The 23463-nt window shown below is 66.4% G+C and carries 30 protein-coding genes; 1 reads left to right on the top strand and 29 read right to left on the bottom strand.

Annotation, left to right across the window (positions count from 1 at the left end):
- Positions 1 to 4: 4 nt before the first annotated feature.
- From G520_RS0101000 to G520_RS0100885, 24 genes are all read right to left on the bottom strand, one after another.
- Positions 5 to 934 (bottom strand): FliM/FliN family flagellar motor switch protein, encoded by a 930-nt coding sequence (locus G520_RS0101000; RefSeq protein WP_028534044.1) that lies wholly within the window; start codon positions 932 to 934, stop codon positions 5 to 7.
- Entirely contained in the window at positions 921 to 1277 is a 357-nt protein-coding gene (locus G520_RS25160; RefSeq protein ID WP_028534043.1) for a hypothetical protein, read from the bottom strand. Before G520_RS25160 ends, G520_RS0101000 begins: the two co-directional genes overlap by 14 nt.
- Positions 1274 to 1675: a hypothetical protein gene (locus tag G520_RS0100990; protein ID WP_156876822.1), complete on the bottom strand. Its 402-nt coding sequence runs from the start codon at positions 1673 to 1675 to the stop codon at positions 1274 to 1276. The genes G520_RS25160 and G520_RS0100990 overlap by 4 nt, the downstream gene beginning before the upstream one ends.
- Positions 1672 to 2994 carry a FliI/YscN family ATPase gene (locus G520_RS0100985; protein ID WP_028534041.1) on the bottom strand — a complete coding sequence of 441 codons (1323 nt, stop codon included), beginning with the start codon at positions 2992 to 2994 and terminating at the stop codon, positions 1672 to 1674. Before G520_RS0100985 ends, G520_RS0100990 begins: the two co-directional genes overlap by 4 nt.
- 1 nt (position 2995) lies before the next feature.
- Entirely contained in the window at positions 2996 to 5056 is a 2061-nt protein-coding gene (locus G520_RS0100980) for an EscV/YscV/HrcV family type III secretion system export apparatus protein (protein WP_036664932.1), read from the bottom strand.
- Positions 5053 to 5430 carry a hypothetical protein gene (locus G520_RS0100975; protein ID WP_028534039.1) on the bottom strand — a complete coding sequence of 126 codons (378 nt, stop codon included), beginning with the start codon at positions 5428 to 5430 and terminating at the stop codon, positions 5053 to 5055. The genes G520_RS0100980 and G520_RS0100975 overlap by 4 nt, the downstream gene beginning before the upstream one ends.
- A gap of 4 nt (positions 5431 to 5434) precedes the next feature.
- Positions 5435 to 6466: a TyeA family type III secretion system gatekeeper subunit gene (locus G520_RS0100970; RefSeq protein WP_028534038.1), complete on the bottom strand. Its 1032-nt coding sequence runs from the start codon at positions 6464 to 6466 to the stop codon at positions 5435 to 5437.
- Positions 6463 to 7101, bottom strand: coding sequence for a FliH/SctL family protein (locus G520_RS21005; RefSeq protein ID WP_156876821.1), 639 nt, complete (start codon positions 7099 to 7101; stop codon positions 6463 to 6465). The genes G520_RS0100970 and G520_RS21005 overlap by 4 nt, the downstream gene beginning before the upstream one ends.
- Positions 7098 to 7670: a type III secretion system domain-containing protein gene (locus G520_RS0100960; RefSeq protein ID WP_036665040.1), complete on the bottom strand. Its 573-nt coding sequence runs from the start codon at positions 7668 to 7670 to the stop codon at positions 7098 to 7100. Before G520_RS0100960 ends, G520_RS21005 begins: the two co-directional genes overlap by 4 nt.
- Positions 7667 to 8380 (bottom strand): type III secretion system inner membrane ring lipoprotein SctJ, encoded by a 714-nt coding sequence (sctJ, locus tag G520_RS0100955; protein WP_028534036.1) that lies wholly within the window; start codon positions 8378 to 8380, stop codon positions 7667 to 7669. The genes G520_RS0100960 and sctJ overlap by 4 nt, the downstream gene beginning before the upstream one ends.
- Positions 8377 to 8709, bottom strand: coding sequence for a type III secretion system inner rod subunit SctI (sctI, locus tag G520_RS0100950; protein WP_051228778.1), 333 nt, complete (start codon positions 8707 to 8709; stop codon positions 8377 to 8379). The genes sctJ and sctI overlap by 4 nt, the downstream gene beginning before the upstream one ends.
- Before the next feature lie 6 nt (positions 8710 to 8715).
- Positions 8716 to 8994 (bottom strand): EscG/YscG/SsaH family type III secretion system needle protein co-chaperone, encoded by a 279-nt coding sequence (locus G520_RS0100945; protein WP_028534034.1) that lies wholly within the window; start codon positions 8992 to 8994, stop codon positions 8716 to 8718.
- Positions 8991 to 9206, bottom strand: a complete 216-nt coding sequence (sctF, locus tag G520_RS0100940) for a type III secretion system needle filament subunit SctF (protein WP_028534033.1) — start codon at positions 9204 to 9206, stop codon at positions 8991 to 8993. Before sctF ends, G520_RS0100945 begins: the two co-directional genes overlap by 4 nt.
- Before the next feature lie 8 nt (positions 9207 to 9214).
- Positions 9215 to 9940, bottom strand: coding sequence for a helix-turn-helix transcriptional regulator (locus G520_RS21000; protein ID WP_169449798.1), 726 nt, complete (start codon positions 9938 to 9940; stop codon positions 9215 to 9217).
- Positions 9941 to 10138: 198 nt separating this feature from the next.
- Complete coding sequence (gene sseE / locus G520_RS20995) at positions 10139 to 10558, bottom strand: type III secretion system effector protein SseE (RefSeq protein ID WP_169449797.1); 420 nt, start codon at positions 10556 to 10558, stop codon at positions 10139 to 10141.
- A gap of 5 nt (positions 10559 to 10563) precedes the next feature.
- Complete coding sequence (locus tag G520_RS0100925) at positions 10564 to 11175, bottom strand: hypothetical protein (RefSeq protein ID WP_156876819.1); 612 nt, start codon at positions 11173 to 11175, stop codon at positions 10564 to 10566.
- A gap of 17 nt (positions 11176 to 11192) precedes the next feature.
- A complete protein-coding gene (sctE, locus tag G520_RS20990; RefSeq protein ID WP_051228772.1) occupies positions 11193 to 12848 on the bottom strand; it encodes a type III secretion system translocon subunit SseC family protein in 1656 nt (551 codons plus the stop codon).
- A 1-nt stretch (position 12849) separates the two neighbouring features.
- Complete coding sequence (locus G520_RS20985; protein WP_036664928.1) at positions 12850 to 13311, bottom strand: SycD/LcrH family type III secretion system chaperone; 462 nt, start codon at positions 13309 to 13311, stop codon at positions 12850 to 12852.
- Between the two features lie 99 nt (positions 13312 to 13410).
- Positions 13411 to 14016: a hypothetical protein gene (locus G520_RS20980; protein WP_084637390.1), complete on the bottom strand. Its 606-nt coding sequence runs from the start codon at positions 14014 to 14016 to the stop codon at positions 13411 to 13413.
- 22 nt (positions 14017 to 14038) lie between these two features.
- Positions 14039 to 14374, bottom strand: coding sequence for a hypothetical protein (locus G520_RS0100905; RefSeq protein ID WP_028534031.1), 336 nt, complete (start codon positions 14372 to 14374; stop codon positions 14039 to 14041).
- 28 nt (positions 14375 to 14402) lie between these two features.
- Positions 14403 to 14738 carry an EscE/YscE/SsaE family type III secretion system needle protein co-chaperone gene (locus tag G520_RS20975; RefSeq protein ID WP_169449796.1) on the bottom strand — a complete coding sequence of 112 codons (336 nt, stop codon included), beginning with the start codon at positions 14736 to 14738 and terminating at the stop codon, positions 14403 to 14405.
- The gene (sctD, locus tag G520_RS0100895) at positions 14728 to 15942 is read right to left on the bottom strand and encodes a type III secretion system inner membrane ring subunit SctD (protein WP_028534030.1); all 1215 of its coding nucleotides are present in this window, start codon (positions 15940 to 15942) and stop codon (positions 14728 to 14730) included. The genes G520_RS20975 and sctD overlap by 11 nt, the downstream gene beginning before the upstream one ends.
- Positions 15939 to 17405 carry an EscC/YscC/HrcC family type III secretion system outer membrane ring protein gene (locus tag G520_RS0100890; protein WP_028534029.1) on the bottom strand — a complete coding sequence of 489 codons (1467 nt, stop codon included), beginning with the start codon at positions 17403 to 17405 and terminating at the stop codon, positions 15939 to 15941. Before G520_RS0100890 ends, sctD begins: the two co-directional genes overlap by 4 nt.
- Complete coding sequence (locus G520_RS0100885) at positions 17402 to 17785, bottom strand: hypothetical protein (protein WP_028534028.1); 384 nt, start codon at positions 17783 to 17785, stop codon at positions 17402 to 17404. Before G520_RS0100885 ends, G520_RS0100890 begins: the two co-directional genes overlap by 4 nt.
- Before the next feature lie 164 nt (positions 17786 to 17949).
- On the opposite strand from G520_RS0100885, the gene G520_RS0100880 reads away from it, so the two are divergent.
- Positions 17950 to 18594: a two component system response regulator gene (locus G520_RS0100880; RefSeq protein WP_028534027.1), complete on the top strand. Its 645-nt coding sequence runs from the start codon at positions 17950 to 17952 to the stop codon at positions 18592 to 18594.
- A gap of 97 nt (positions 18595 to 18691) precedes the next feature.
- Here G520_RS0100880 and G520_RS0100875 read toward each other — a convergent pair whose 3' ends face one another.
- From G520_RS0100875 to G520_RS0100855, 5 genes are read right to left on the bottom strand one after another with little or no spacing between them, the layout of a single operon-like run.
- Positions 18692 to 18949 (bottom strand): acyl-CoA-binding protein, encoded by a 258-nt coding sequence (locus G520_RS0100875; RefSeq protein WP_028534026.1) that lies wholly within the window; start codon positions 18947 to 18949, stop codon positions 18692 to 18694.
- A gap of 44 nt (positions 18950 to 18993) precedes the next feature.
- Positions 18994 to 19731, bottom strand: coding sequence for a DsbC family protein (locus G520_RS0100870; RefSeq protein WP_028534025.1), 738 nt, complete (start codon positions 19729 to 19731; stop codon positions 18994 to 18996).
- 12 nt (positions 19732 to 19743) lie between these two features.
- Positions 19744 to 20895, bottom strand: coding sequence for a UbiH/UbiF family hydroxylase (locus tag G520_RS0100865; protein ID WP_028534024.1), 1152 nt, complete (start codon positions 20893 to 20895; stop codon positions 19744 to 19746).
- Entirely contained in the window at positions 20892 to 22073 is a 1182-nt protein-coding gene (locus tag G520_RS0100860) for an FAD-dependent oxidoreductase (RefSeq protein ID WP_028534023.1), read from the bottom strand. Before G520_RS0100860 ends, G520_RS0100865 begins: the two co-directional genes overlap by 4 nt.
- A 17-nt stretch (positions 22074 to 22090) precedes the next feature.
- Positions 22091 to 23386 (bottom strand): aminopeptidase P N-terminal domain-containing protein, encoded by a 1296-nt coding sequence (locus G520_RS0100855; protein WP_028534022.1) that lies wholly within the window; start codon positions 23384 to 23386, stop codon positions 22091 to 22093.
- Positions 23387 to 23463 lie beyond the last annotated feature (77 nt).

The following is a 23463-nucleotide window of genomic DNA, read 5'->3' as shown; positions in this document are numbered from 1 at the left end:
AGGGTCAAGACCTGATTCGCACCGCCAGCCGTTCTCCGATGCGGATCAGATCGCCCGCGGCGAGTCGCCGCCCGCCGACCGTGAGCGTAAGCTGCGGCAAGGGCTGCGTCTCCAGTTCCAGCTCGGCTCCGGCTTGCAATAGCGCAGGATCGGTCAGCGTCGCCCGCCCCACCTCGGCCAGCACGCAGACCTCAAGCCCCTCCAGCGCGCCCGGGCCCAGCCCTCCTGCCGAGGCGCTCCATTGATCGACCCCGTCCCGCCCACTCAGCTGCACGACCCGGCAGTGTCCGCGTATGTCGAAAAGCAGGCGCGCCAGAGGTTGGCACTGAAACAGCCACAGCTCGCCCCCGGCGACGTCGGCGGCCATCGACAGCAACACGGCATCGCCGACGGCGAGTCGACTCAGTTCGGCATAGGCGAGCCGGCACCAGCCGGCGACCAGCGGCAGGGACAGGACAAGCGGGGCCGGCGGCGGCGCAGACAGGCATGTTGCGACCGCCGCAATCCAGCCGGGGGGCCAGCCGGGCAGCAGCAAGGACAACTCGCCGCCGGCGCGCGCGCAGCTCAGCGTCCAGTACAGGTCGCGCGGCACGCTCCCGGGGCGAAGCTTGCGAGCAAGCGGTTGTGCCACCCCCTGCCGCGCGAGCCATTCGCACAGCGGCGCCAGCGTCCAGACCGCCAGCGAGGGCAACAGATCGGGCGGCGCCTCTGCCAGCGAAGGAAGCGGCAGGAGCTCCTCGCTCCAGCTCAGCCATGCGCTCTCGTCCATCCACGCCGTCAAGGTCGCGCCTTCCAGTTCCAGCGTGAGTTCCACGCCCTGCCCGCCCCCGGGCAGCAGGGCAAGGCGCAGACCGAGCCCGTCGTCGTCGCCGCTTCGGCCGGCGGCAAAGGACAGCAGGCCGCCCTTCGCGGCATCCCGTTCAATCCGTTTCATCGTCAAACTCCAGCACGACGGCACAGGACAACAACTCTCCCATGCTCGCGCACAGGCGCTCGCGGCAACGCGCGACGTGTGCACGCTGCGCGGCGTCGCGTCCGACGATGTGCAGATGCACGCCGTCCGCGCCGACGCGGGCCCGCAAGGCCGCCCCCGCCAGCGGCCCATTGGACAAGGCCAGGCTCCACTCGGCGGCGACGGCCTGTCCGCCGCGACACTCGCCGCGGTCTGTCGTCGCCGCGGCTCGCAGCGCCTCGGCGAAACGGCGGGCATCGCGCTCCCGCCCGCCGTCGCCGCCGCTTGTCCGTTCGCGGTGGTGCGGCGTCGCAACAATCTTCATCGTCTTCTCCTTTTTCGCGCCTCCAAGCCATCCTGCGCGATCACTATCCTCAGCTTCTCTTGAGCGCGAAGACTGCGCCGCAACGCCTCTTCGCACTCCCCCAGCCGCGCCTCGAGCGCACTCAACGCGCACTCGAGCTCCTCGCGCCGCTGTCGCAGCGCCAGTGCCTGCCGAAAGCATCGTGCGAGCGCCTGCTGGTGCAAATGCAGCACGGACACGGAACGCTGCCCCTGCTCGCCCGCCAGCTCGCGCCAGCGCTGCAGGACCGCGTAGCGCTCGAGCGCGGTCTGTCGCAGCGCGGCCTGCTGCTCCGCGCACTCGTTCTGCAAGCGCCCGAGCGCGCGACGCAGGCCTTCCTCGCGCAAGCGGCGCACGCGCAACAAGGCGTCCAGCATCATCCCTCGACACAAGAGATCAGCAAGGGCACGATATCCGCGAATTCGCTTTGCTCGCCCATCTTCTGACGCAGCAGAGCGGAAATGCCGTCGCGGCGCGCGAGCGCCTCGTCAGCGGCGGGGTCCTCTCCCGGACGATACTCCCCGACCCGGACCAACAACTCGATCTCGCGCCACGTCGCCATCAGCGAACGCACGCGTCCGGCCAGCTGCGCGTGCTCGCGACTGACAATGCGGTTCATCACGCGGCTCACGCTGGCCGCCACGTCTATCGCCGGGTAATGGTTCGCTTCGGCCAGGCGCCGCGACAGCACGATATGGCCGTCGAGAATCGACCTCACCTCGTCCGCCACGGGTTCATTCATGTCATCACCTTCGACCAGCACGGTATAGATCCCGGTAATGCTGCCGCGCGCGGCCGGGCCCGCACGTTCCAGAAGACGCGGCAACTGCGCGAACAGACTGGGAGGATAGCCGCCGGCGGCAGGGGGTTCACCCGCCGCCAGCCCGATCTCGCGCAACGCGCGCGCGAAGCGGGTCAAGGAATCGACCAGCAGCAGCACGTCGCGCCCCTGATCGCGGAAATACTCGGCGATGGTGGTCGCGGTCAGGGCGGCATTCAGCCGCTCCAGAGCAGGCCGATCCGAAGTGGCCACCACCACCACGGTGCGCGCACGCGCAGCCGGCGTCAGCGTATGCTCGAGAAACTCGCGCACCTCGCGCCCGCGCTCGCCAACCAGGGCCAGGACGATGACATCGGCCAGACTGCCGTCGCAGACCATGCCCAACAAGCTGCTCTTGCCGCCCCCGGCCGCCGCAAAGATCCCGACGCGCTGGCCGCGTCCGCAGGTCAGCATCGCATCGATGGCACGCACGCCGAGCGGCAGCGGGGTATCGATGGGACGGCGTGACAGGGCGGCGGGCGCCGCCGCATCGGGCTCGCGCCACTCGTCCACCGCGATGGGGGCGCCACCGTCCAGCGCCGTACCCAGTCCGTCGAGGACGCGCCCGAGCAGCCCCGGGCCGAGTCCGATGCGCCGGCGCCGCCCTTGCGCTTCGATCAGGGCTCCAGCGGCCAGACCGACCGGAATCGCGTACGGGGACAGCACCGCCACTTCGCCATCGAGCGCGACCACTTCCGCCAGCAGATCGAGCGCCGGAATATGGCAGGCCTCGCCCAGGCTGACACCGGGCAGGGCGGCTCGCAGCAAGGTCGGCCCGACCGCGAGGACGCGGCCGTAGCGACGCGACTCGGGGACAAGCGGTACGCTCAAGCGGGATTCGAGCGCCTCGGCGATGCGCGCGGGATCGGGTAGCCTCATCTCAGTACGACTCGATCAGATCGATATGTCCGAGCATATTGATCTCGGCCTCGTCGCCCAGTTCCTGGAAGGACAGAACGGCGATGGACGGGAACTCGCGCTCGACGATTTTGCGCATGAAGCGACGGACGTCGATCGCGGTCAGCAGCACCGCCCCGCGGCCAGCCGTGCCATCCACCGCAGCGACGGCGGCCCGGACCCGCTCCAGAATCGCCTCGTTGTCCTCCGGCCCCAGCGTCGAGTACGATCCGGCCGCCGTCTGGCGTATCGATTCGCGCACCGTATTTTCCAGCGCCCCGCCGATAGACCACGCGCTGATCCACTGCCGCGCACCGCGATGACGCCCGATGATGTGCCGACGCAAGCCGATACGGACGTACTCGGTCAGCATCACGGCGTCTTTCTCCTTGGCCGACCACTCGACCAGCGCTTCGAACACGGCACGCAGATCGCGGATGGACACGCCTTCGTCAACCAGGCGTTGCAATACGTCCGCCACCTTGCCCACCGGCAGCTGGCGTTGCAGCTCCTTGACCAGCTCGCCATAACGCACCTCCATCGCATCCATCAGGAAGCGGGTTTCCTGCACGCCGATGAACTCGGCCGCATACAGCATGATGGCGCGCTCCAGGCAGGCTGGAGCGCGGGCGGCCCCACGGTGGACATTCGCGCCGAGCGCGGCCGCGGCATCCCCCGTTGCGGAGTCGAACCATTCCAGAACCAGCCGACCGCTGCGGTCGACCTGCAGCGGCGGCGGCAGCACGGCCGGGCCGATATCGATCAGAACCCCGTCTTCGGGCAGGGACAGGGTGGCGATTGTTTCCTGGTAGAGCTGAATCTGCAGGCCGGCGGGCGCGAGGCTCGCATCCTGCTGCAGCAGAATCTCGGGCAGCGGCACGCCCAGCCGTTCGAACAGGCGGCTGCGCACCGCGTCGAGATCGCCCAGGATGGAACGCGCGGACACGATGCCGGGGGCATGGCGCAAGATCAGCGGCAGCGCCCCCGGCGCCAGCCCTCCACTGCGCCCCCCCGACGCATCGGCCGCGGCCGGCATGGGCGCGGCCCCCGCCGCCGCCCCCTCGCCCACCGCTCTGCTCGAGCGCAAGCGCCAGGCGATGCCGGCGGCAAGAGCCGCCAGCAGCATGAAAATCACGCCCGGGAAACCGGGGATCAGCGCGAACACCAGCAGTACGGCAGCCGCCACCCACAAGGCCTGCGGCTGGCGGCCGATCTGTTCGCCCAGATCCCGCGCCAGATTCTGCCGGACCTCGCCCGGCACGCGGGTGACGATAATGCCGGCCGTGACCGAAATCAGCAGTGCCGGAATCTGGGCGATCAGTCCATCACCGACCGACAGTACGACATAGGTGGCGCCCGCCTCCGCCGCACTCATGCCGTGCATGAATACGCCGACCGCGATACCCCCGAGGATGTTGACGAGGATGACGATGATGCCCGCGATGGCATCGCCTTTGACGAACTTCATCGCGCCATCCATCGCGCCGTACAGCTGGCTCTCCTTCTGGACCAGCGCCCGCAGCCGGCGCGCTTCGGCCGCGTCTATGGTGCCGGCGCGCATATCGCCATCGATGCTCATCTGCTTGCCAGGCATCCCGTCGAGAGAGAAGCGCGCCCCCACCTCGGCCACGCGCTCCGAGCCCTTGGTAATGACGATGAACTGGACGATGGTGATGATGGTAAACACGATCAGTCCCACCACGAGATTGCCGCCGACAGCAAAGCGGCCGAAGGTGGTCACGATCTCGCCCGCATCGTGTTGCAGCAGAATCAGCCGACTGGTGCTGATCGTCAGTGCGAGCCGGTAAAGCGTGGTAATCAGCAGAACGGCGGGAAACACGGAGAACTCGAGCGGGTCGCGCAGATAGATCGCGATCATCAGCAACACGACCGACAGGGCGAGGTTGATCGCGATGAGCAGATCGACCAGCAGCGTCGGCAGCGGGATGATCATCATGAATACGGCCACCAGCAGCATGATAGCCAGCACCAGATCCTGGCGCCCGCTGGCCAGCTCCGCCAGCCGCCCGGAGACGCGCTTCATCCACCCCCCCTCGCCGCCCGCTCCAGCAAGCGCTGCTGCTGGCGAAAAACGCCGACCCAGAGTGCGATGTCGCCGGGGGGCGGCCAGGTGCAGCGCAGCGCGAGGCGCGGGCCGAGCAGAAAGCCGAGCAGCGGCGCGCCCTGTGTGGCTTCGGGACGGCACAGGGCGAGCAGGGCCAGCAGCGCCTGCTGTCGCCCGGAATCCGGCACCGGGCGCGCCAGCGTGCTCGCCAGTTGGCCGCCGCAGACTTCGAAGTAGATGCTGACGGGGGGCAACTCGAGCTCGCAGCGGGAAGACGGCCGCCATCCCGGCCAGCCCTGCACGGCAAAAAACTGCTCGAGCTGACGCTCGATCTGCAATTCACTTATCGACACGGCGTCATTCCTGTTCCGCCAGCGCGTCGCGGTACTCGCTCAAGGCGTCGACCAGATTGGCGCGCTGCTCTTCGTCGCGCAGACAGGCGTCGGGGAGCAGCCTGGCAAGCCCCAGCAGATTGGCGATATAGCCGTAGCGCGCGCAGGGCGCCAGGTGCAGGGCGTCGCAACGCGCGGCGAACCAGTCGCGATGCAGCCAGCTCTGATCGACCATGGCGATCACCTCCTCCAGCACACGCTCGCCGTCGGGCGCCGGCTCGGACAGCGAGCCCGCGATGCGCCGGCAGTGTTCTTCCATTCCCAGCAACAGCAGAACGCGCTGCAAATCTCCAATCACGCCCGCCAGCCGGGCGCCTTCCGGCGCCGAGCTCACGCCGGACAGCTCGTAAGACAGGGTGCGGATCAGCGCGCGCAGGGCCCGACCGCGCGGTCTCAGATCCCGCAGCTCGCGCAGCCACGCCGCCAGCGATGCACTCTGCTCATGCGCCCGTCGATGCAATTGCCCGAGCGCGGACAGACTCGCCCCCGCCGCGATGCCTTCCAGCCGCGCGAACAGGGCCAGTTCCCAGCCTCCCTGCTCGCACAAGCGCTCCCATGCCTTGCGCCAGCGTTCTCGCGTGCGCGGCCCCAAGCCCTCGCGGCCAAGCATGGCCGTCACCAGCCATGCCATCTGCCCCGCATCCAGCCCCGCCTCCTTCATCTCGGCGAGCGGGTCGTCGGCATCGGCAAAGCGCTGCATCAGCGTCGCCAGCTCCCCCTCGGCGGCGAGGGCCTGCACGGCCAGCAAAGGCTGCAAGCGCGCGAGCTCGCGCGTCGCCTTGTCCTTGCCATCGCCACGCGCATCGCGGACGCGTCCGCCGAGGGCGAAGCTCATGTCTTCAAGCGTTTCCGCCAGCGCACCGTCGCCATGGCCCAACTCGGCGGCCGCCAGTTCCAGCGCAGAGGCGGCCGGGTAGACCAGGCTGGCAGGGGCGGCGGCCGGGGCAAGGTCGCCATGAATACGGGGCGCGGCGGTCGTATCAAGAATGGGGATCATGAAGCAAGCTCCTGTCGCAAGGCCCTGAGCACCTCTTGCCATTGCCGCTCAAGGTCGAAGCACAGCCGTAGCTGCGGCGTATCGAGCCAGGCCTCGGTCAGACCGAGGCTGGCATCGGATTTCAATTCGACGCGCTCATCCGCCGCGAACGCGGCGCGCATCGCACCCAGTTGCTCGGGCGCCACCGTCAGCGTCAACGCGCCACGGCCCAGCAGCCCGGGCATGTGCCGGGCCAGCCGTTCGGCGAGGGCGGAGCCCGCTTCGTCCGCGCACCCGGCCGCAGCCAGCCAGTCGGCGGCGGCACGGCGCAGCCGGTCGGCCATGGCGCGTGCCACGCTCCGTTCGATGTCCTGCTCGGCCACCAGCCAGTTCACGGCCTGCGCCACCGCCGCATCGGCCGCGCGCTGCGCGATCGCGGCGGCCTCTTCCTCTGCACGCCCGATAATGGCCGCCGCCTCGTTTTCGGCCTCGGCGATGCGGGCGCGCGCCGAGGCCTGCACTTCGGCGGCCTCGCGCCGGGCGGCGGCGACGACGTCGGCGGCGGCCAGCAGCCGTTCGAGCTCGGCCGCCGGAATCCGCGGCCCGGGGTGGGGCGAGGCGGGCAAGCCGGCGATGGGGATGGCAAACGGGTTCACAGCCAACGCGCGAGACGCCGGAACGTTGCCCAGGCGTCTCCGGGACGCGCCACGGGGGCGGCGGACGGCGGCAGCAGGCTGGACAGCAGCGGCCACAGAAGCTGGCCGCCCCCCTCCCCCAGCCAGGCGATGCCGCAGGCCAGTGCATGCGCCGGCAGCGCGGACGCTTCGACCTCCGCCGCAGCCGCCCCCCAGCGCGACTGCAGAATCAGCAACTGCCCGCAGCCGTGCGGCCCCAGCACGGACGACACGGCACGGCGGTAGTCTCCGAGCAGCAGGTAATCGCGGCAATCGAGCCCGATCAGGCCGAGGGCGGTCAACAGGGCGGGCAGGCGCGGCTCGAGTGCCAGCAAGGCCTGCTGCGACGCGTCGAGCGCGGATGGCAAGGGGGCACGCGGAAAACCGCGTCGGGCGATGATCAGCCTGTCGATCTCGGCGCGGCAAGCGGGATGGCGCGAGTAGACGTCGCGCCATCCCGCCAGCTTCAGCCACGGCCACCACTCGACGTGCATCCAGCGCCCGGGCCGCCATGCGAGTTGGTAGGCACGAAGAAGGGCGGCGGCCGTCATTTCGACTTCCGCCACGAGCGCCACCCCCATCCCGCGGTGACGAGCAGCGCCAGCATCAGCGCCGCCGCCAGCGCCAGCAGGGCCTCCGGCAGCCACGCCAGCCAGCGGTGCCCGCCGCGCGCGGCGGCCGGGGCGGGCGGCTGATAACGGTAGGCGGCAGGCTGCAGCAGCACGCTGATGTTCTCCGGCGCCACCCGCGGCACCGCATCGTGCAGTAGTGCGCGGATATCCTCCTCCCTGCGCTGCAAATTGATCTGCGGGGTATATTTGATGAATACCGAGACCGACGACGGCTCCGGCTTGCGGCCGTCCTGCACCGGGTCCTGCGCGATCGACACCTGGGCCGAAATGACCCCGTCCATGCCCGCGAGCATCTTTTCCAGTTGCTGCTCCTTCAGATAGGCCATCTTCGCCTGCTCCTGCACCGGCGACGTCACCAGCTGCCCGGCAGGAAACAGCTCGCTCATGCCATCGCGGCGCGGGCTGGGCAGGCCGTGCTGGCGCAGAACCTCGACCGCATCGACGAACTGCGATTTTTCCACCTGCAGCAGCACCAGCCCGTCCTTGGCGCTCTGTTTGCGCGCATCGATATGGCGCAGCATCAGCAAGGCCAGCATCTGGTTCGCCTCCTGCTCGGACAGTCCGCTGTACAGGTCGACCTTGCAAGCGCATAGCATCAGCAAACAGCACAGACACAGGCCGCGCTTCATTGCAGGCTGACCAGTTTGTTGATGGCCTGCCCGATCGCCCCGGCCACGCGCGCCGTCACTTCGACGTCGAGCAGGGTACGGTGCAGTGCGCTCTGGGCAGACAGCATCCGTTCGGGCGAGTCGAGCAAGGCCCCGGCTCCGACCGGAGAGCGGGTCGAAACGGCGAGATCGTGCACGACGCCGGCCAGCGCCCGCTCGGGTACGACGGCACCGGAACCGAATAGAGTCTGCTCGAAGGCCGCGACAGCGGTCGGAGAGGGTGCGGCCGCCACCGTCGGGGCGGACGTCGACGATGCGCTGGCGAGCGCCGCGACAGGTACAATCGGCATCGCCCGTTACCCCCGTCCCGTACCGGCGTTCGCGGCCGAAGCCAGCAGACGCCGCAAATCCCGTGCGGCGATATCATCTGTCGAATCGAGCAGCGCAAATGCCTCGTCGCGCCGCCCGAGCCCGAACAGCAGCAATGCCCGGCTCTGGGCGCGAGGCAGTGGCAAAGGCACGAGCCAGGGCAAGGCCTCGAGCACCTGCGTCGCGCAGGCCGACAAGCCATGATTGACGGCGGCAAAACCCGCCTCTACCACCAGGCGCCGGGTGTCGTCATCGATAGCATTCATATTTTGGCGATAATCCCGCTGACCATATCCTTGAGCGCTTTCATCAAGGCGCTCTCGAAGCCGACAAAAGTCGAATACTGCTGCAAGGCGAATTGCGTCTTCAGCATCGTTTCGGGGTCGGTCAAGTCCTGCGCGTTCATGCGCGACAGCACGTCTTGCGTCGACGAGCGCACCAGCCCGTTCAACTGGCTGGCCACGTTTTCAATATCCATGATCTTCCTTACCCGCAGAGTGAACGATCGCCGACCGGGCGTCCGCTCTGGCGCCACGAACTCGGACTCAGACCGAAACGTCGTTTGAAACTGTCGGCAAAATGGGCGTGATTGCTGAAGCCGCACTCCAGTGCGATATCCACCACGCGCTGCCGCGTCATGACCAGCAGTCCGCGCGCATGCTGCAAGCGGTGTTCGAGCAGCCAGTGCTTGGCCGACACGCCGTACTTTTCCACAAACAATTCATTGAATTTGCGCAGCGGGATTCCCAGCTCTTCCGCATAGCGCGTCACCGACCACGGGTTGAGGCTATTGTTCGCAATGAACTCGAAAAAATGAGGGTCTCCTATCGCGCGCTGGCGGAGTAAAGCCGAAAAATAGCGGCGATCGTGCCCCAGACAGAACACGAAAACGAAACGCAGCATGGCATTGCGGTTGGCGTCCGCCAGCACGGCGACCACGCGCAATACCTCGGCCTCGGCAGCGATCCGGCGCAAGGGCTCGGGCTTGAATGCCATCACCGGCGTGGCTGGATCGACCAGGTCGGCCAGCTCCGGGTAGATGACCTTGAAATCGGCATCGAACACCGTCAGGCACAGGCAAGTGTCGTCGACCGCTTCGACCTGCCCCCGCCCGCCGCTGACAAGCAACTGCCCCGGCCCGGCTTCGCATAGCGCCCCGTCGACCCGAAGCCGGGTGGCCTGCTCGCAGACAAAGATTTTCACGGCATCCATATCACTCACCTGCCCGGATATTTCTGATACGAACATCATCGCGTGCCGGCGAACGAACAACCATCCGGTAATCACCTGAACCCGCACCGAGGGCAAAACGCAAAAAAAACCGCCCGCGAGACTAGTGTCCGCGAGCGGCCGTTGCGGCGACCGATCAGCGTCCCCGCCCGTCCGGCGGGGGCGCAAGCGCAGGCTGCGCTACCGGGCCGGGCCTTCCCGGCTGAAGCGCAACCAGGGAGCGCCGTCGACTTCGACCCAGCGCGCCCCGCGCGACTCGAGCACCTCGGCCAGCCGGCGATGCGCGCGGTCCAGCTCGGGATCGGACAGACTCGGCAGGATCATGCCGCGCACCGCCGTCAACCCGGGCACGCCGGCGAGTATCCGCTCCAGCAGCGAGACCAGCCGCCCCACCGCCGAGTCGAGTCCGTGCGTCTGGGTCCGCGCGGCGAAATGACAGACGACCAGTTCGCCGGCTTCGACGCGGAACACCAGTTCGATCTCGTCGAGCAGGGCCTCGCTGCCGACGACGAAATCGCTCTCCCCGAAAAAGGCCACTCGGGTTCCGATTCCGCAGGCATAGAGGAAGCGGTCGACGCTAGCCGTATCCGGTGCGCCCACCGGACTCAGCCGAACTTGACGGCGGAGGTCAGACGGGCGTGCAAGTCGACCAGTTGCTGCGTGGTCTCACGCATCAAGCGCGAACACTCGATGGCCGCATCCATCACCTTCTGCATGCCGGAACGGTAGCTGTCGGCGCTCGCACTCATGAACTCGCCCTGCACTTGCATCATCTGCGCTTCGCGCGACTGGCCTGCCGAGACGAGCTGGCCGATGCTGTCGCTGGCCTTGCCCGCCATGCTGCCCAGCTGCGTCAGCGCCTCCACCCCTTTCGCACCACCGACGGCACCGCCGAACAAGCCCAGCGCGCCGCCGACGATGCCGGCAATGGCGGCACCGCTCGCGGCCTCATACGCTTTGCCGATGGAAGCCCGTTTTTCCGTCACGGCGGCAACGTGCTGCGTGAAATTCTGCTCCTGCTGCCGGGCGCTGTAGTCCTGCTGCAAATCGCGCATCTCTTTCATCAGTTGCGCCATCTTGAGCATCAGCTCGTCGAGCGTGGCGATTCCCTCCATATCGCCGCCTGCCGCCACGGCGGCCAACGTACCGGTTGCATCGATTTCGCTCGCGGGCATTGCACCCGTGCTTGCGCTTGCGGACATCACATTCATACTCATGGTCGTCTCCCTTGTATTCAAGCGATGGCGGCGACGATTTGCGCCTGCGTCGCCCCTGCCTGGTTCAGAGCCTGGCTGGCTCCCTGCATCACGGTGGCCTGATCCGAGATCAGTTCCTTCATCGATTTGAGATCGGCCTTCTTGGCTTCTTCGAAGAACTCGGCGCACGTGTCCAGCCACGCCTGGTCGAGCATCAGGTCCTGGATCACCTTCTGCAAATCGGCGCGTTCCTTGGCGATGGAGGACGAGGTAATCTGGCGCGCCGCCGGCAGCACGGCGGTGCGCACCCCGGAGATGGCGGTCATGCCCGACTTGAGCGCCGTCTTGATCACCGCCATCCTGACCTGGCGTTCTACGGTCTGGGCCAGCTTCTCGCCGGTAAGGGTCACCCCCTTCTTGATCGCCTGGTGCGCCACCTGCTCCACGCTCTTGCTGACCAGGCTCTCGATCCCGGTCTTGGAAAAATTCTGCGCGAGCTTGGTCAAGCCCATCTTGGCCGCCGCTTTTTCAGCCGCGGTCTTGCCGACCTGGACAACCGACTCCTTGAAGATCTTGCTCATGTTCTGCGACACCTGCTGCGCGACGTTGTCGGCGACTTCCTTGCCGATCGAGTGCGCCACGCTGCTGGCCGCCTGCTTGTTGCCTTCCTTGATCGCCACGCCCAGCGCCTGCCCCGATGCGCCCTTCATCGCCGAAGCCGAACCGGAGACCACACTGCGCGCCGCCATGATGCCGCGCCCGGTTTGCACCAGACTCACCGCTGCACCGGCGATTTCGAAACCGAGCTGCACCTTGCCGGCGATATCGGCCACTTCCCTGAATTTTTCCGCCTGGTCCGGCATCAGTAGCGCCAGCGTGCCCGCCGTCGCCTTGACCAGACCCGCGAGCCCGGCGCCGAGGTCCATCAGGCCGCCGGCGTAGTCGCCTACGATCAGCTTGCCGATGCCGGTGGCGATCTCAACCACGGCGACGATCCAGTCGAAGATCACGCTGAAGATGCCCGCCTTCTGCGCCTTCGCCTGATCGGCTATCGCCTTGTCCATCTGTTCCTGGTAGGCGCGCAGCTCTTCGGTGCGAGCCGCCTCCTGCGCCTGCCCCATGATCTCGATGGCACGACTCTTGGCGGAAACGGTATCCGACAGCACGCGGCTGCCCAGCAGCGAAGCCGCCAGCATCAACGTGTCCATCGAAGCGCTGGCAACATCGTGCAGGCCCAAGCCCTTCTTGCCCTCGACCCCGGTGCTGGCGCCGAGGGTCGGGTCCAGCTTCTCAAGGATCCGCATCATCGCAGCGGCAGCCTGATCCGCGAAGGCCGCGCGCGCCGGACGCGGCGGGCGGTACAAGGCATCGGCCGGCGCCGCCGTATCGACGGCAGGCAAAATCGCCGACACGCCGCCCAGCACCCCGGGGCTGAGCAGGTTGCCCTGGGAAACGCCGAGTTTGGCCAGCCGGTCCGTCAAACTGAGCGGAGCGACGCCGAGGTCGGCCAGACGCTCCGGCAGGCTGCGCTGGCGGACGCCGAGATCGGCCATGCGCTCTTGCAGGTTGCCCTGCGGGATGCCGAGGTCGGCCAGATGCTCTTTCAGACTGCCCGGGGGACTATCGACCAGACCGAAGCCGCCCCCCCCTGCGATACGGTCTGCAGAAAACCGGTTCATCGTATCCATCGTCATTTCATGCTCCCGCCGCGCAATGAGCGAGCGACTGCGCCGCCAGGCGCCGAATCGGCTCATGTGCGCTGTGTTGACCGCACCATTTGAGCGCCGCATTGAACGCCTTGCGCGCGAAATCGCGGCGCCCTTGCAACTGGTAGCTGACGTCGGCGAAATACGAAGAGCGCGGATCGCTGACCCGGATCATTCCCGAGCGGCTGAAACAAAAAACCGCTTCCTCGTGCTCGCCCAACTTCTGGCAGCACAGACCCAGTGCCAGCCAGTAGTCGAAATGCCAGTGATCGACCCGGGCCAGCATGAAATAGAAGCGTTTCGCCGCTCCGATTTCTCCGGCATCGAACAATTGGCAGGCATAGGCATACACCGCGTCGAGATCGCTGGCAGAGACATCGGCCAGCATCCTGAGCGAGCCGCCACGGGCGAAAAATTGCTGCAATACCTGATGATCGTCGTTTGCTTCCATCTCCCCCCCAGACTGAACGGATCGCAGCGCCGTTCCTGATGCGGATTTGAAATGGCCGCCGGCATAATCCCGCGGCCGCCTTTTTCATTCGAAAAAAAATCAGGACCGGATGGCCGAGATGATGGTCCCCATCATGTCTTTCATCAGTGTCTGCATATTGCTGATCATGTTGGAAATCTGAGAATAAATCTGCATGACTTTCTGAATCAGCAGTTGAGACTGCGTGACAAAATCGGAAGCGCGATTACTGGTCGATTCGAGTGCTGACTGGATCGCTTTTAATTCCCCCTTATTCAAACTGCTCATTTTCTTGCCAGTTAAATAACCGTCAATCGTTTTTCCGCTGACCAGAACGTTATTATCCTTCATGTATTTGTAAACCGTATCCGGCAGCGCACCCGTGGCATCGTCCTTTATCATATTGGCCATCACGGCATCGACTTCGTTGGCCATGGCCTGGGCATCGCGCGTCACATTGGCCTTGACCCCCATCTTGGCGAACTGCTCGTTCCCGCTTTGCGACATCACGTCCATGAACAGGAACAATACGTCCAGCGCAGATGTGAACAGTTGCCCGCTGTCCAGGCTGATGACGGCGCGCGGCACCGCCACGGCGGTGGCCGGCAGTGCGACGGACTGCAGCGCAGAGCCGATGATGGGGTTCCCGCCGGGGCGGTACATTCCCGAGTCCATTTGTGCAGCCATATTCCACTCCTTGTCTGAATGTTTATACGAACCTGCGACGAGGCTTGCGCGGCGCGACCACTGGGCCAGCGGCAGCTCCGCCCGGGTTCGCGACCGCTTTGAGACTTGAATCCAGAGCACGGACCATGCCCCCCAGAACGGCAATCCGGCTCATGACGTCAGTTTTTTTTTGCTCGAAATCGCCGGACAATGCCTGCTCGATTTTCTCCCTGCACTGCAAGGCGTTTTGATCGCGCGCCGCCATAATCCGCTCAATTTCTTGCTGCAGACGTTTGAATTCGGCGAACTGCCGTTTAAGAGCATCGCTACGACTGCCAATATCCGCCATGACAAAATCCAATTGCTGTTTCGGGTCCATGCTCACTCTCCTTTGATGCCAGTCCATCTTATTTGAGGCGCACGCGGGCAGCTTCCCGAATAACCGCGCTTTCTGTCGTTTTCTTCGATTCGGTGCACAGCGGCCGCAGGGATGCATCGGGGTGATAGCGATGCCAGAGGCATTCCACCACCTCGGCCGCGGCACGGCAGGCGGCGAGCTGCGCTTGCAAAGCGCGATGGACGTCCGGAGCCAGCGGCTGGCGCAGCTGCATGTTCAAGTGCGACTCGGCCGCAGCGAGTTGCGCCAGATAATCCCCGCAGCAGCGGCCTTCGCCATCCTGCCGCAGGCGGTCTTCAAGCCGGGTCAGCCGCGCCATGTCTTCGCTCGACCGCTCATAGCTCATGCGGCAGATAGAACAGACCGTCCTCGCCCAGCAATGACAGTCCGCGCGCGCCCAGCGCCAGAACGCGATACCCGCCGGGCAGATGCGCGCCGGGCACCAGGCGCATGCCATTGGCGAGCTCCAGATAGGGCTGCGCGGGATCGCCGCCGACGGCCACCACGGCGGCCGGCAACATGGCGGCAAGGTCGCGCGACGGCGGAATCGCCTGAACCAGAAAGTCGATGCTTCCATCTTGACCGCGCACGAAACGCTGCAAGGACTCGACCAGTGCCTGCTGCCGTGCGGGTGGCAGCCGCGCTCCGACAAACAGCCGATTGCCGTGCAAGGCGGCGCTGACCCCATCGAGCCGTTTCTCGCGCCCGAGCGTCGCGGCCAGCCTGGACAGCAAGCCGGCTTCTTCGTTGCCGACCGTCCAGCCGGCCAACCCGGGCAGAACGAGCAGCCGCTGCGCCACCTTGTCCCAACGGGCATCGAAGCGGATGTCGCCGCGAATCGCGACGGTGCCCGCCTCCGGCCCCGGGACGACCTTCGCCTCGCGATAGCCGTGAACATTCAGCAAGCGTGCAACCCGGGCGACGAGCTCGTCGCGGCACTGCACCTCATCGCGCAGCGGTACCCCCTGTCGCGACAGCTCGTCGCGCATATGCGCGAGGCGAGCGCTGTCCAGGCAGTGGCCGGACAGCGTCACGCTGCCGTCAGGCCCCCAGACGGCGCGGACTCCGGCCAGTGCCGGATCGCGCAAGCCGGCTGCGATCAGCCCCTGCGCGTCGAAAGCGGGAACCACGACCCGCATCCGGCTGAACGCCCACCCGGTCAGAGCCAGAGCCACCGCCGCCAGCAGCAGCCAGAGAACAAGCACCCGCCCGCGCGCACGCCGTGCGCTTTGCCGCGGCACGGGCCGGAGCGGGGGGATGGACTCCCCGGCGGCGGCGAGGACCACGACCAGACCCGCCAGATCGAGCACCCGCCCCAGCGGCAGGCAATCGCCGTCGAACCCCGGAATGCCATCGATCCAGCACGGCAATGGATCGAGCAGGCGCACCCCCGCGGCGTCGATGTCCAGCCGGCACACCGCCGCATCATCCAGCAGAACGTCCAGGTCGGGGTCGTCGCCGCCAATGGTAAAAACACCGGCGCGCAGCTCCAGCTCGCGCCCGCACAACGGCCCGGATAGCAAGCGGATTCGGAAAAGGTAGTCCGTCACGATTCGATCACCGGTTCCGCCTTGATCAGGAACAGTCGCACCACGCTACGCCGGTGGACCGTATTCGATCTGAACAGTGCACCGAGCAGTGGAATATCGCCCAGCAGCGGGATCCCGCGCTCGGAATTCGTCTCCTCATCCTGGACGAAACCGCCCAGCAGCAGGCTCTGGCCGGTCTTCAGTGCCGCCTCGGTCGCGATCTCGGAGTTCTGCACCTGCGGCAGTGACTCGACCGAACTGAGGGGAGGCGCCTGGCGGCCATCCTGAATGTTCAGCGTCAGCATCACCTTGCCGCCCTGGTCTATCAGGCGCGGGGTCACGCGCAACAGCGAGCCGGTGGCGACCGACTCCAGCGAAGCGACTTTCTCTCCGCTCAACTTGGTATAGAAAGTGATGTTGCGATCGAGAACGGCCTGGACATTGTTCAAGGTCACCACCGACGGGCGGGACAGAATGCGTGCGCGCGAATTCTGTTGCAGTGCGTTGAGCTGCAGCATGAAATTGCCGGTATCGCTGACCACGGAGGAAAAAGCCCCGCCGCTCCCCGCCTGCACCGGATTGAACGCGAGCGTTCCGCCTGCGATACGCGCCGACGCAGACAGATCGATGCCGAGCGCCTTGAGATCGCCGGCATCGACATCGATGATCGCCAGGCTGATCTCAACCAGCGACGGCTTGATATCGAGCTGGCGGATCAATTCGGCGTAGACGCCGATGCGCGACGGCCGGTCACGGACAACGACGGCGTTGTTGCGCGTATCGGCGCTGAACACCGGCCCCCCGCCGGGGCTTTCCGCCGCCGGGGCGCTTGCGCCCGCGAGCATGGGACGCGCGGCGGTCGCCATCTCGCGCAGCATGGACACCACGCCGGGCACACGCACACTTTCGTTACGGTAGCGATAGGCGCCGTCGGCGGCGCTCGCATAGAGCAGGGGGAACACCTTGATGGCCTCCTGCCGCAGATCGGCGGCGGCACGGCTGTCGTCGAAATGCCGCACCAGACTCGCAATGCGCTCGCGGCATATCGGCACGCCCGTCACCTCCAGCGCACCCGCGGCCGCAATCTCGCGCACGCGGCAGAAACGACCGTCGCTTGCCCCTTGCGTCATCAGTTCGCCCAGCACCTCGGCCGTCTGCGCGACGCGGACCGGCACCATGCTGCGCTCGACCTCCTGCGCCGAATACACGTATACGGCCTGGCCGTCGTAATACCAGGCCAGGCGGAACTGCCGGGCCAGCCGGTCCAGCGTGCGCGCCGGAGCATCCGGCAGCAGCCCGCCACTGAAAAAACCGTCGACTCTGGCGCCGATCACCACCGGGCGCCGATAATGAGCCCCCATATCCTGCAACAGGGTCGACACCGGCATGCCGCGGGCCGACATGAAAAACGGCTTTCCACGCCAGTCGAGTTCGGTGCCGCTGGCCAGCAGCGGCAGAAGCAGCAGCAGGCAGGCCCGCTTCATGCCAGTCGCGCCGCCTGTCGCAAGGACAAGGACTCGCGCCGCGGCGCGACGTCGGCCAGCCAGCGTGCGAGCGCCAGCTGATTTTCGAGTTCTGGCCCGACCTCGTCGGCAGCGGAACCCGACGGGTAGCGGCGCCACAACCAGTAACGCCCCCCTTCGCGCCACAGCGCATAGGGCAAGGCGTCGGCCGATGCGGCCAGCAGCAGGCTCGCACGGACAAGCCAGGCCGGCCCCGCATGGGCGGGTTCGACGGCACAGGCCAGCACCAGCCCGTCCGGCGCCCGCCAAAACCAGCCGGGGGTACCGTCGAGATCGAGCCTGTCACCATCGGGACGTACCCAGGCAAGATCGGAGAGAGGGCAAGGCAGAGGCTGCGACATGAGTGGGACACGGGTTAAGATGCAGCGGGCATTATCGGAAATGGCCCGCCTTCATCAAATCAGGTCTTGACCTGATTTCGCAAAAGCACACCATCTCGCATACTGACGCTAACGTTCCCCCACCCTGCACCCGGACCTTGTCCGCATAGGGATATACCAGTCACATGAAGCAGCCGTTACGAAAGCAGACATCCATCCTGATCGTGGAAGACCATATCATCGTGACGGAAGGTTTGAAGATGATGCTGGAGGGCAACCCCCTGTTCACGGTCGTCGGCGAAGTGGACGATGGCCTGCGAGTGATGCAGGCCTGCCACCGCTACGAGCCCGAACTGGTGTTGCTGGATCTGGGCCTGCCCGGCATGGACGGCATGGACGTGATCGTGCAGCTCAAGCAACGCTGGCCGGAGCTGATGATCGTGGTGATGACGGGCAACAACCAGGAATACAAGGCCAGCCATGCCTTCATGGCGGGGGCCCAGGGCTATGTGCTCAAGCACAGTTCGCAGAGCATACTGCTGCACGCGCTACGGCGCGTGGCCGCCGGCAAGCGTTTTCTCGACCCCGCGCTGAATCAGGAACAGGTCATGACCACGCTGAACGAAGGCACAAGCGGACGCAGCCTGACCAGCCGCGAGCGCCAGGTGCTGAAACTGATCACCGAGGGCTACCGTAACCGCGAAATCGGCGAACGCCTGGCCATCAGCCAGAAAACGGTCGAGACCCACCGCCTGAACCTGATGCGCAAACTCGACGCGCATAATGCCGCCGAACTCGTCAACACCGCGCAGCGCCTCGGACTGTTCTGATGCCACAACAAGGCCGCCGGCCTTCAGGCCGGGGTTCATGACCGTGCAAGGAAGATGAAGCGGCTCCCCCCGGGAAGCCGCTCCGGCAGGCAAAAAATCAGGCGAGCAGATTTTTCACCAGATCGATATAGCGCTGCTGTGCTTCACTCGCCGACGTCCCTTTCAACGCATCCCAGGCGTCGTACTTGGCGCGGTTGACAAAATCCATCATCCCCGGCCGCTCGCCGCTGACATCGCCGTCGCTCGCCTGTTTGTACAACGCGTACAGCTGCAGCAAGGTCTGGTTGTCCGGCCTTTCGGCCAGCGTCTTGACGTCGGCTTGCGCCTGGACGAATGCCTCGTGCAAATCAGTCATGGTATCTCCTCGTCTTGTTATGACTTTCTACTTCCCGACCGACATTACTTTGCGTCGAGGTTGGCCTCGATCTCTTCTTTCGGAATCGCCCCGGCGACGATGCGCCCGTTGGCGAAAACAAGTCCGGGCGTGCCGTTGATGCCCAGGCGTTCGCCCAGTTCCTTGATGCGGGCCAACGCGGAGGTATCGCAATCGGTCGCACTCGGCAGCGCCTTGCCATCATGCATGAAAGCCGTCCAGGTCGCACCGCGGTCGGACGCGCACCAGATCTGCTGCGACTTGTGCAGGGCATCCGGATGCAGTTCCACCAGCGGGTAAAGATAGGTGTAGATAGTGACATTGGTCACCCCTTCCAGCCCCTCGCGCTCCAGGCGCTTGCAGAACGGGCAGTCCGGATCGGTAAACACCGCCATCTTGCGCTCGCCGTTGCCACGGACTTCCTTGATCGCATACTGCAGGGGCAGCGACTTCCAGTCGACGCGCGACAGCGAGGCCTGACGCGCTTCGGTCAGGCTTTCGCGCTTGGCCACGTCGATCAGGTCGCCGACGAACAGGTAATCGACTTTCTGGTCCACATAGACGATGCGGTTGCCTTTGAGCACCACCTCGTAAATACCCTTGACCGGGGTCTTGCCGACGCTGAGCACCTGACGATCGGCGAAGCGGGTCTGAAACAACTTGCGCACGTTCTGAGTGTCGGCGCTGTCGTTGGCGTTGGCAGTGCAGGCCATCAAGCCGAGCAAGACGCTGCTCGCCGCCAGTTTGATCATGTTCTTGTTCATGCAAAATCCTTATCAGTAGCCGATGGCATGGCGCGCGAACTGGCGCTTCAAACCGGGAAGACGGTCGGTCAGGCTCAGGCCGGCATTGCGCAGCCAGGCAAGACCGGGGAGATCCTGTCGATTGAACAGGGTGTACAGTCCATCGCAGGCCGTCTGCATCGTGACGATGGCCTCGCGCCGCGAGCGTTCGTAGCGGCGCAAGCGCATCCAGTCGCCGGCATCGCCCCCCGCGGCCAGCAGCGCGGTCAGCGTGGCCGCGTCCTGAAAACCGAGGTTGACGCCCTGACCGGCCAGCGGATGCACCGTATGCCCGGCGTCCCCGGCCAGGGCCAACCGACCGGAGACCAGCGCGTCGGGACGCAGCAGGCGCAGGGGAAAGGCCGACGCAGGAGCCAGCAGATGCAGGCGTCCGAGCGCCGCGCCTCCGGCGGCGGCGACGCGCTCGCACAAGGCCTCGCCGTCCAGCGCCAGCAAATCCCCGGGGCTCGGGCTAGACCAGACAATCGAGATACAGTTCCCCGGCATGGGCAGCCAGGCCAGGATGCCATCGCCGAGAAACCACTGCCGCGCCGTATTGTCATGCCCGCGTTCGCAGGAAAAATTGGCCACCACGGCCGACTGGGCATACGGTTTGACGTTGACCCCGATCGCCGCCTGGGTGCGAACCCACGACGACGCGCCATCGGCGCCGACCAGCAGCTGCGAGTGCAACTCGGTACCGTCCTCCAGACTTAACCTGGCCTCGCGCGCATCGCGCCGCAATGCCAGCGCCGGGGTTTCGAACACGGCCAGCGGCTGCTCGCGCAAGCGTCGCCACAGCGCGGCCAGCAGCCAGCGGTTTTCGACAATATAGGCCAGGGCCGGGGCGCCGACATCGCTCGCCGCGAAACCGAGCCGGCCGCCGCGGTCGCCGTGGACATCCATGCATTCGACCACGCCGATGCGGCTGTCGTCCGGCCAGGCGCCCAGCGACTCCAGAAAGCGACGATTGCCCGGGCTGATCGCGTAGATGCGCGCATCCCACCCCTGCTCCAAGGCGGCAAAATCCGGCAGCCCAGGGTCGACCAGGGCAACGCGACGCCCCTGCTGCTGCAAGCCCAGCGCGGTGCACGCTCCAACCAGGCCGCCGCCGACGACGACGACGTCGTAGAAGTCCTGTCTCATCGCCGCACTCCGCTCGCCACGCCAAAGACCAGGTGGCGAGCGAAACGCCGCCGCCACGGCCCGACAACGTCGAGCGCGGCCATGCCGAGTCCGTAAGCGCGGTCGACCAGGGGATGGCGCGGGCCATCGAACAACGCGACCAGACCGTGAGTGAAACCGACCACCGCCAGACTGTCGCGCTTGCGCGCACGCGCATACGCGGCCAGCGCGGCCGCGTCGCCCGGGTCGGTGGAGTCGGCGAGCGCCGCGGCCAGCGCGACTGCATCGCGGATGCCGAGATTGAGGCCTTGCGCCGCCACCGGATGCATGGTCTGGGCGGCATTTCCGATCAATGCCGTACGCGCGGCGACGATGCGGCTCGCCTCGCTGAGCTTGAGCGGAAAGGCGGTACGTGGCGAGATGCCGACAATGCGCCCGATGCGCGAGCCGATCGCCTGTTGCAACTCGGCGATCACCTCGCCGTCATCCGCCGTCAGCAAGCGCTCGGCATCGTCCGGGGCCCGGGTCCACACCAGCATGAAACCGTCGTCGTGCGGCAGCAGGGCCAGCGGCCCACGGGCGGCGAAGCGTTCGTAGGCCACGCCGGCCGGCGGCGTCTCGGCAAGGAGATGGGCCAGGACGGCGCTCTGATGGTAGTCGTGCTGCAAACGACGCATGCCGGGCAACGCCGCCGCCAGGGCGCCGCCTTCTGCCAGCACGGCCAGGCGGCAGGTCAACACGCGTTCGCCGCCGCCATCCTCCAGCGTCAGGACCGAGTAGCCGCTCAAAGGACGGACGCCCGTCGCGCGCGTCTGCCACAGCACCGTCACGCCGGCCTCGGACAGGCGACGCTCCAGTCCGAGGACCAGTTGCGGATAATCGACGACCAGACCCAGATGCGGCAGTTGCACATCGGCGCGGTCGATCACCGTACGTCCCCACCCGCCTTGCCGCGAAACATGCACGCGGTCGATCGGGGTCGATGGCAGATCGTCGCTCCAGGCACCGACAGCCGCCAGCGCGTCGCGGCTGCCCCAGGACAAGGCCAGCGCGCGCGCATCGCGCGGCGGCGTTGCGCGCGCGCGCGCCTCGATCAGAACCACATTTCGACCGGCCGCGGCAAAATGCAGCGCCGCCAGCGCCCCGCTCGGCCCGCCGCCGACGACAGCGATATCGCAGTGTTCGGGAATGAAAGCCATTGCTGCCTCCGCCGCGCTCATCGCGCCGCCATCAAGGCCTCGATGTCCTCGATGCGCTTGGGGGCGGCCGAGGTATACACATCGCAGCCGTCCTCGGTCACCAGCACGTCATCCTCGACGCGGATGCCGATATTATGGAACGCCGCCGGCACCGTGTCGTCCGGACGGATATACAGGCCGGGCTCGACCGTGGTCACCATGCCGGGGCGCAGCGCACGCCATTGCCCGTCGACCTTGCGTCGACCGACATCATGCACGTCCAGGCCGAGCATGTGGCCGATGCCATGCATATAGAAGCGCCGGTAATCCTGCGACTCGATCACCCCGTCCTCGCTTCCGCTCAACAGCTTGAGGTCGAGCATGCCGCGCACAAGCACGCGCAGCGCGGCATCGCCGGCCGCATTCCAGAGCGCGCCGGGGCGAATCGCGTCGATGGCGGCCAGTTCCGCCGCCAGGACCACTTCGTAAACATCGCGCTGGGGCCCGCTGAAGCGACCGTTCACGGGAAAAGTACGGGTGATATCGCCGGCATAGCCGCCCAGTTCGCAACCGGCATCGATCAGCAGCAGATCGCCATCGGCCAGCCGTGCGGAATTGCCGACGTAATGCAGGACGCAGGCATTCGCGCCGCCGGCGACAATGCTCTCGTAGGAAGGGAAGCGCGCGCCGTTATGAATGAAGTGGCGCAAAATTTCGGCCTCGACCTGGTACTCGTAGCCGCCGGGACGCGTCGCCTGCATCGCCAGCACATGCGCTTCGGCGGAAATGCGTCCGGCACGGCGCATGATCTCGATCTCGCCTTCGTCCTTGACCATGCGCATCTCGTCCATGGGCGCCAGCAGATCGGCGAAGCGGTCGGGCGCATCGATGCCGAGGCGGAATCGCGCGCGCACGGCATCCAGCCAGCCGGCCACGCGCGCGTCGAAAGCGGCGTCGCGGCCAAGCGGCCACGCGAGCTGGCTGCGGCCCGAGAGGATGTCCGGCATGCGGCTATCGAGTTCGGCGAGCGGGTAGGCCTCGTCGAAGCCGAAGGCCTCGCGTGCGCCGTCAGGACCGTGACGGAAACCGTCCCAGATCTCCCGTTCGAGGTTTTTCTCGCGGCAGAACAGGATCGAGCGCCCCTGGTCCGCATCGAGCACCAGTACGGCGTCCGGTTCGGTGAATCCGGTCAAATACAGAAAATGGCTGTCCCCGCGATAGGGGTAGTGGGTATCGGCGTTACGCCGGACCTCGGGGGCGGTCGGCAGAACCGCCACCCCGGCGCCCAGCGTCCGCATCAGCCGGGCGCGCCGCTCGGCATGAGACTGGTACATGGTTTTCCTGTTCGCGTCGTTATCGGCTGGCGACGGCACGCGGATAGTCGGCGGCCGTGCCCTTCTCTTTGCGGACA

The sequence above is a fragment of the Paludibacterium yongneupense DSM 18731 genome (assembly GCF_000422925.1).
Classification (GTDB): Bacteria; Pseudomonadota; Gammaproteobacteria; order Burkholderiales; family Chromobacteriaceae; genus Paludibacterium; species Paludibacterium yongneupense.
Note: the sequence above shows the minus strand (reverse complement) of the source record. Positions and strands in the feature narration are given on the sequence as shown.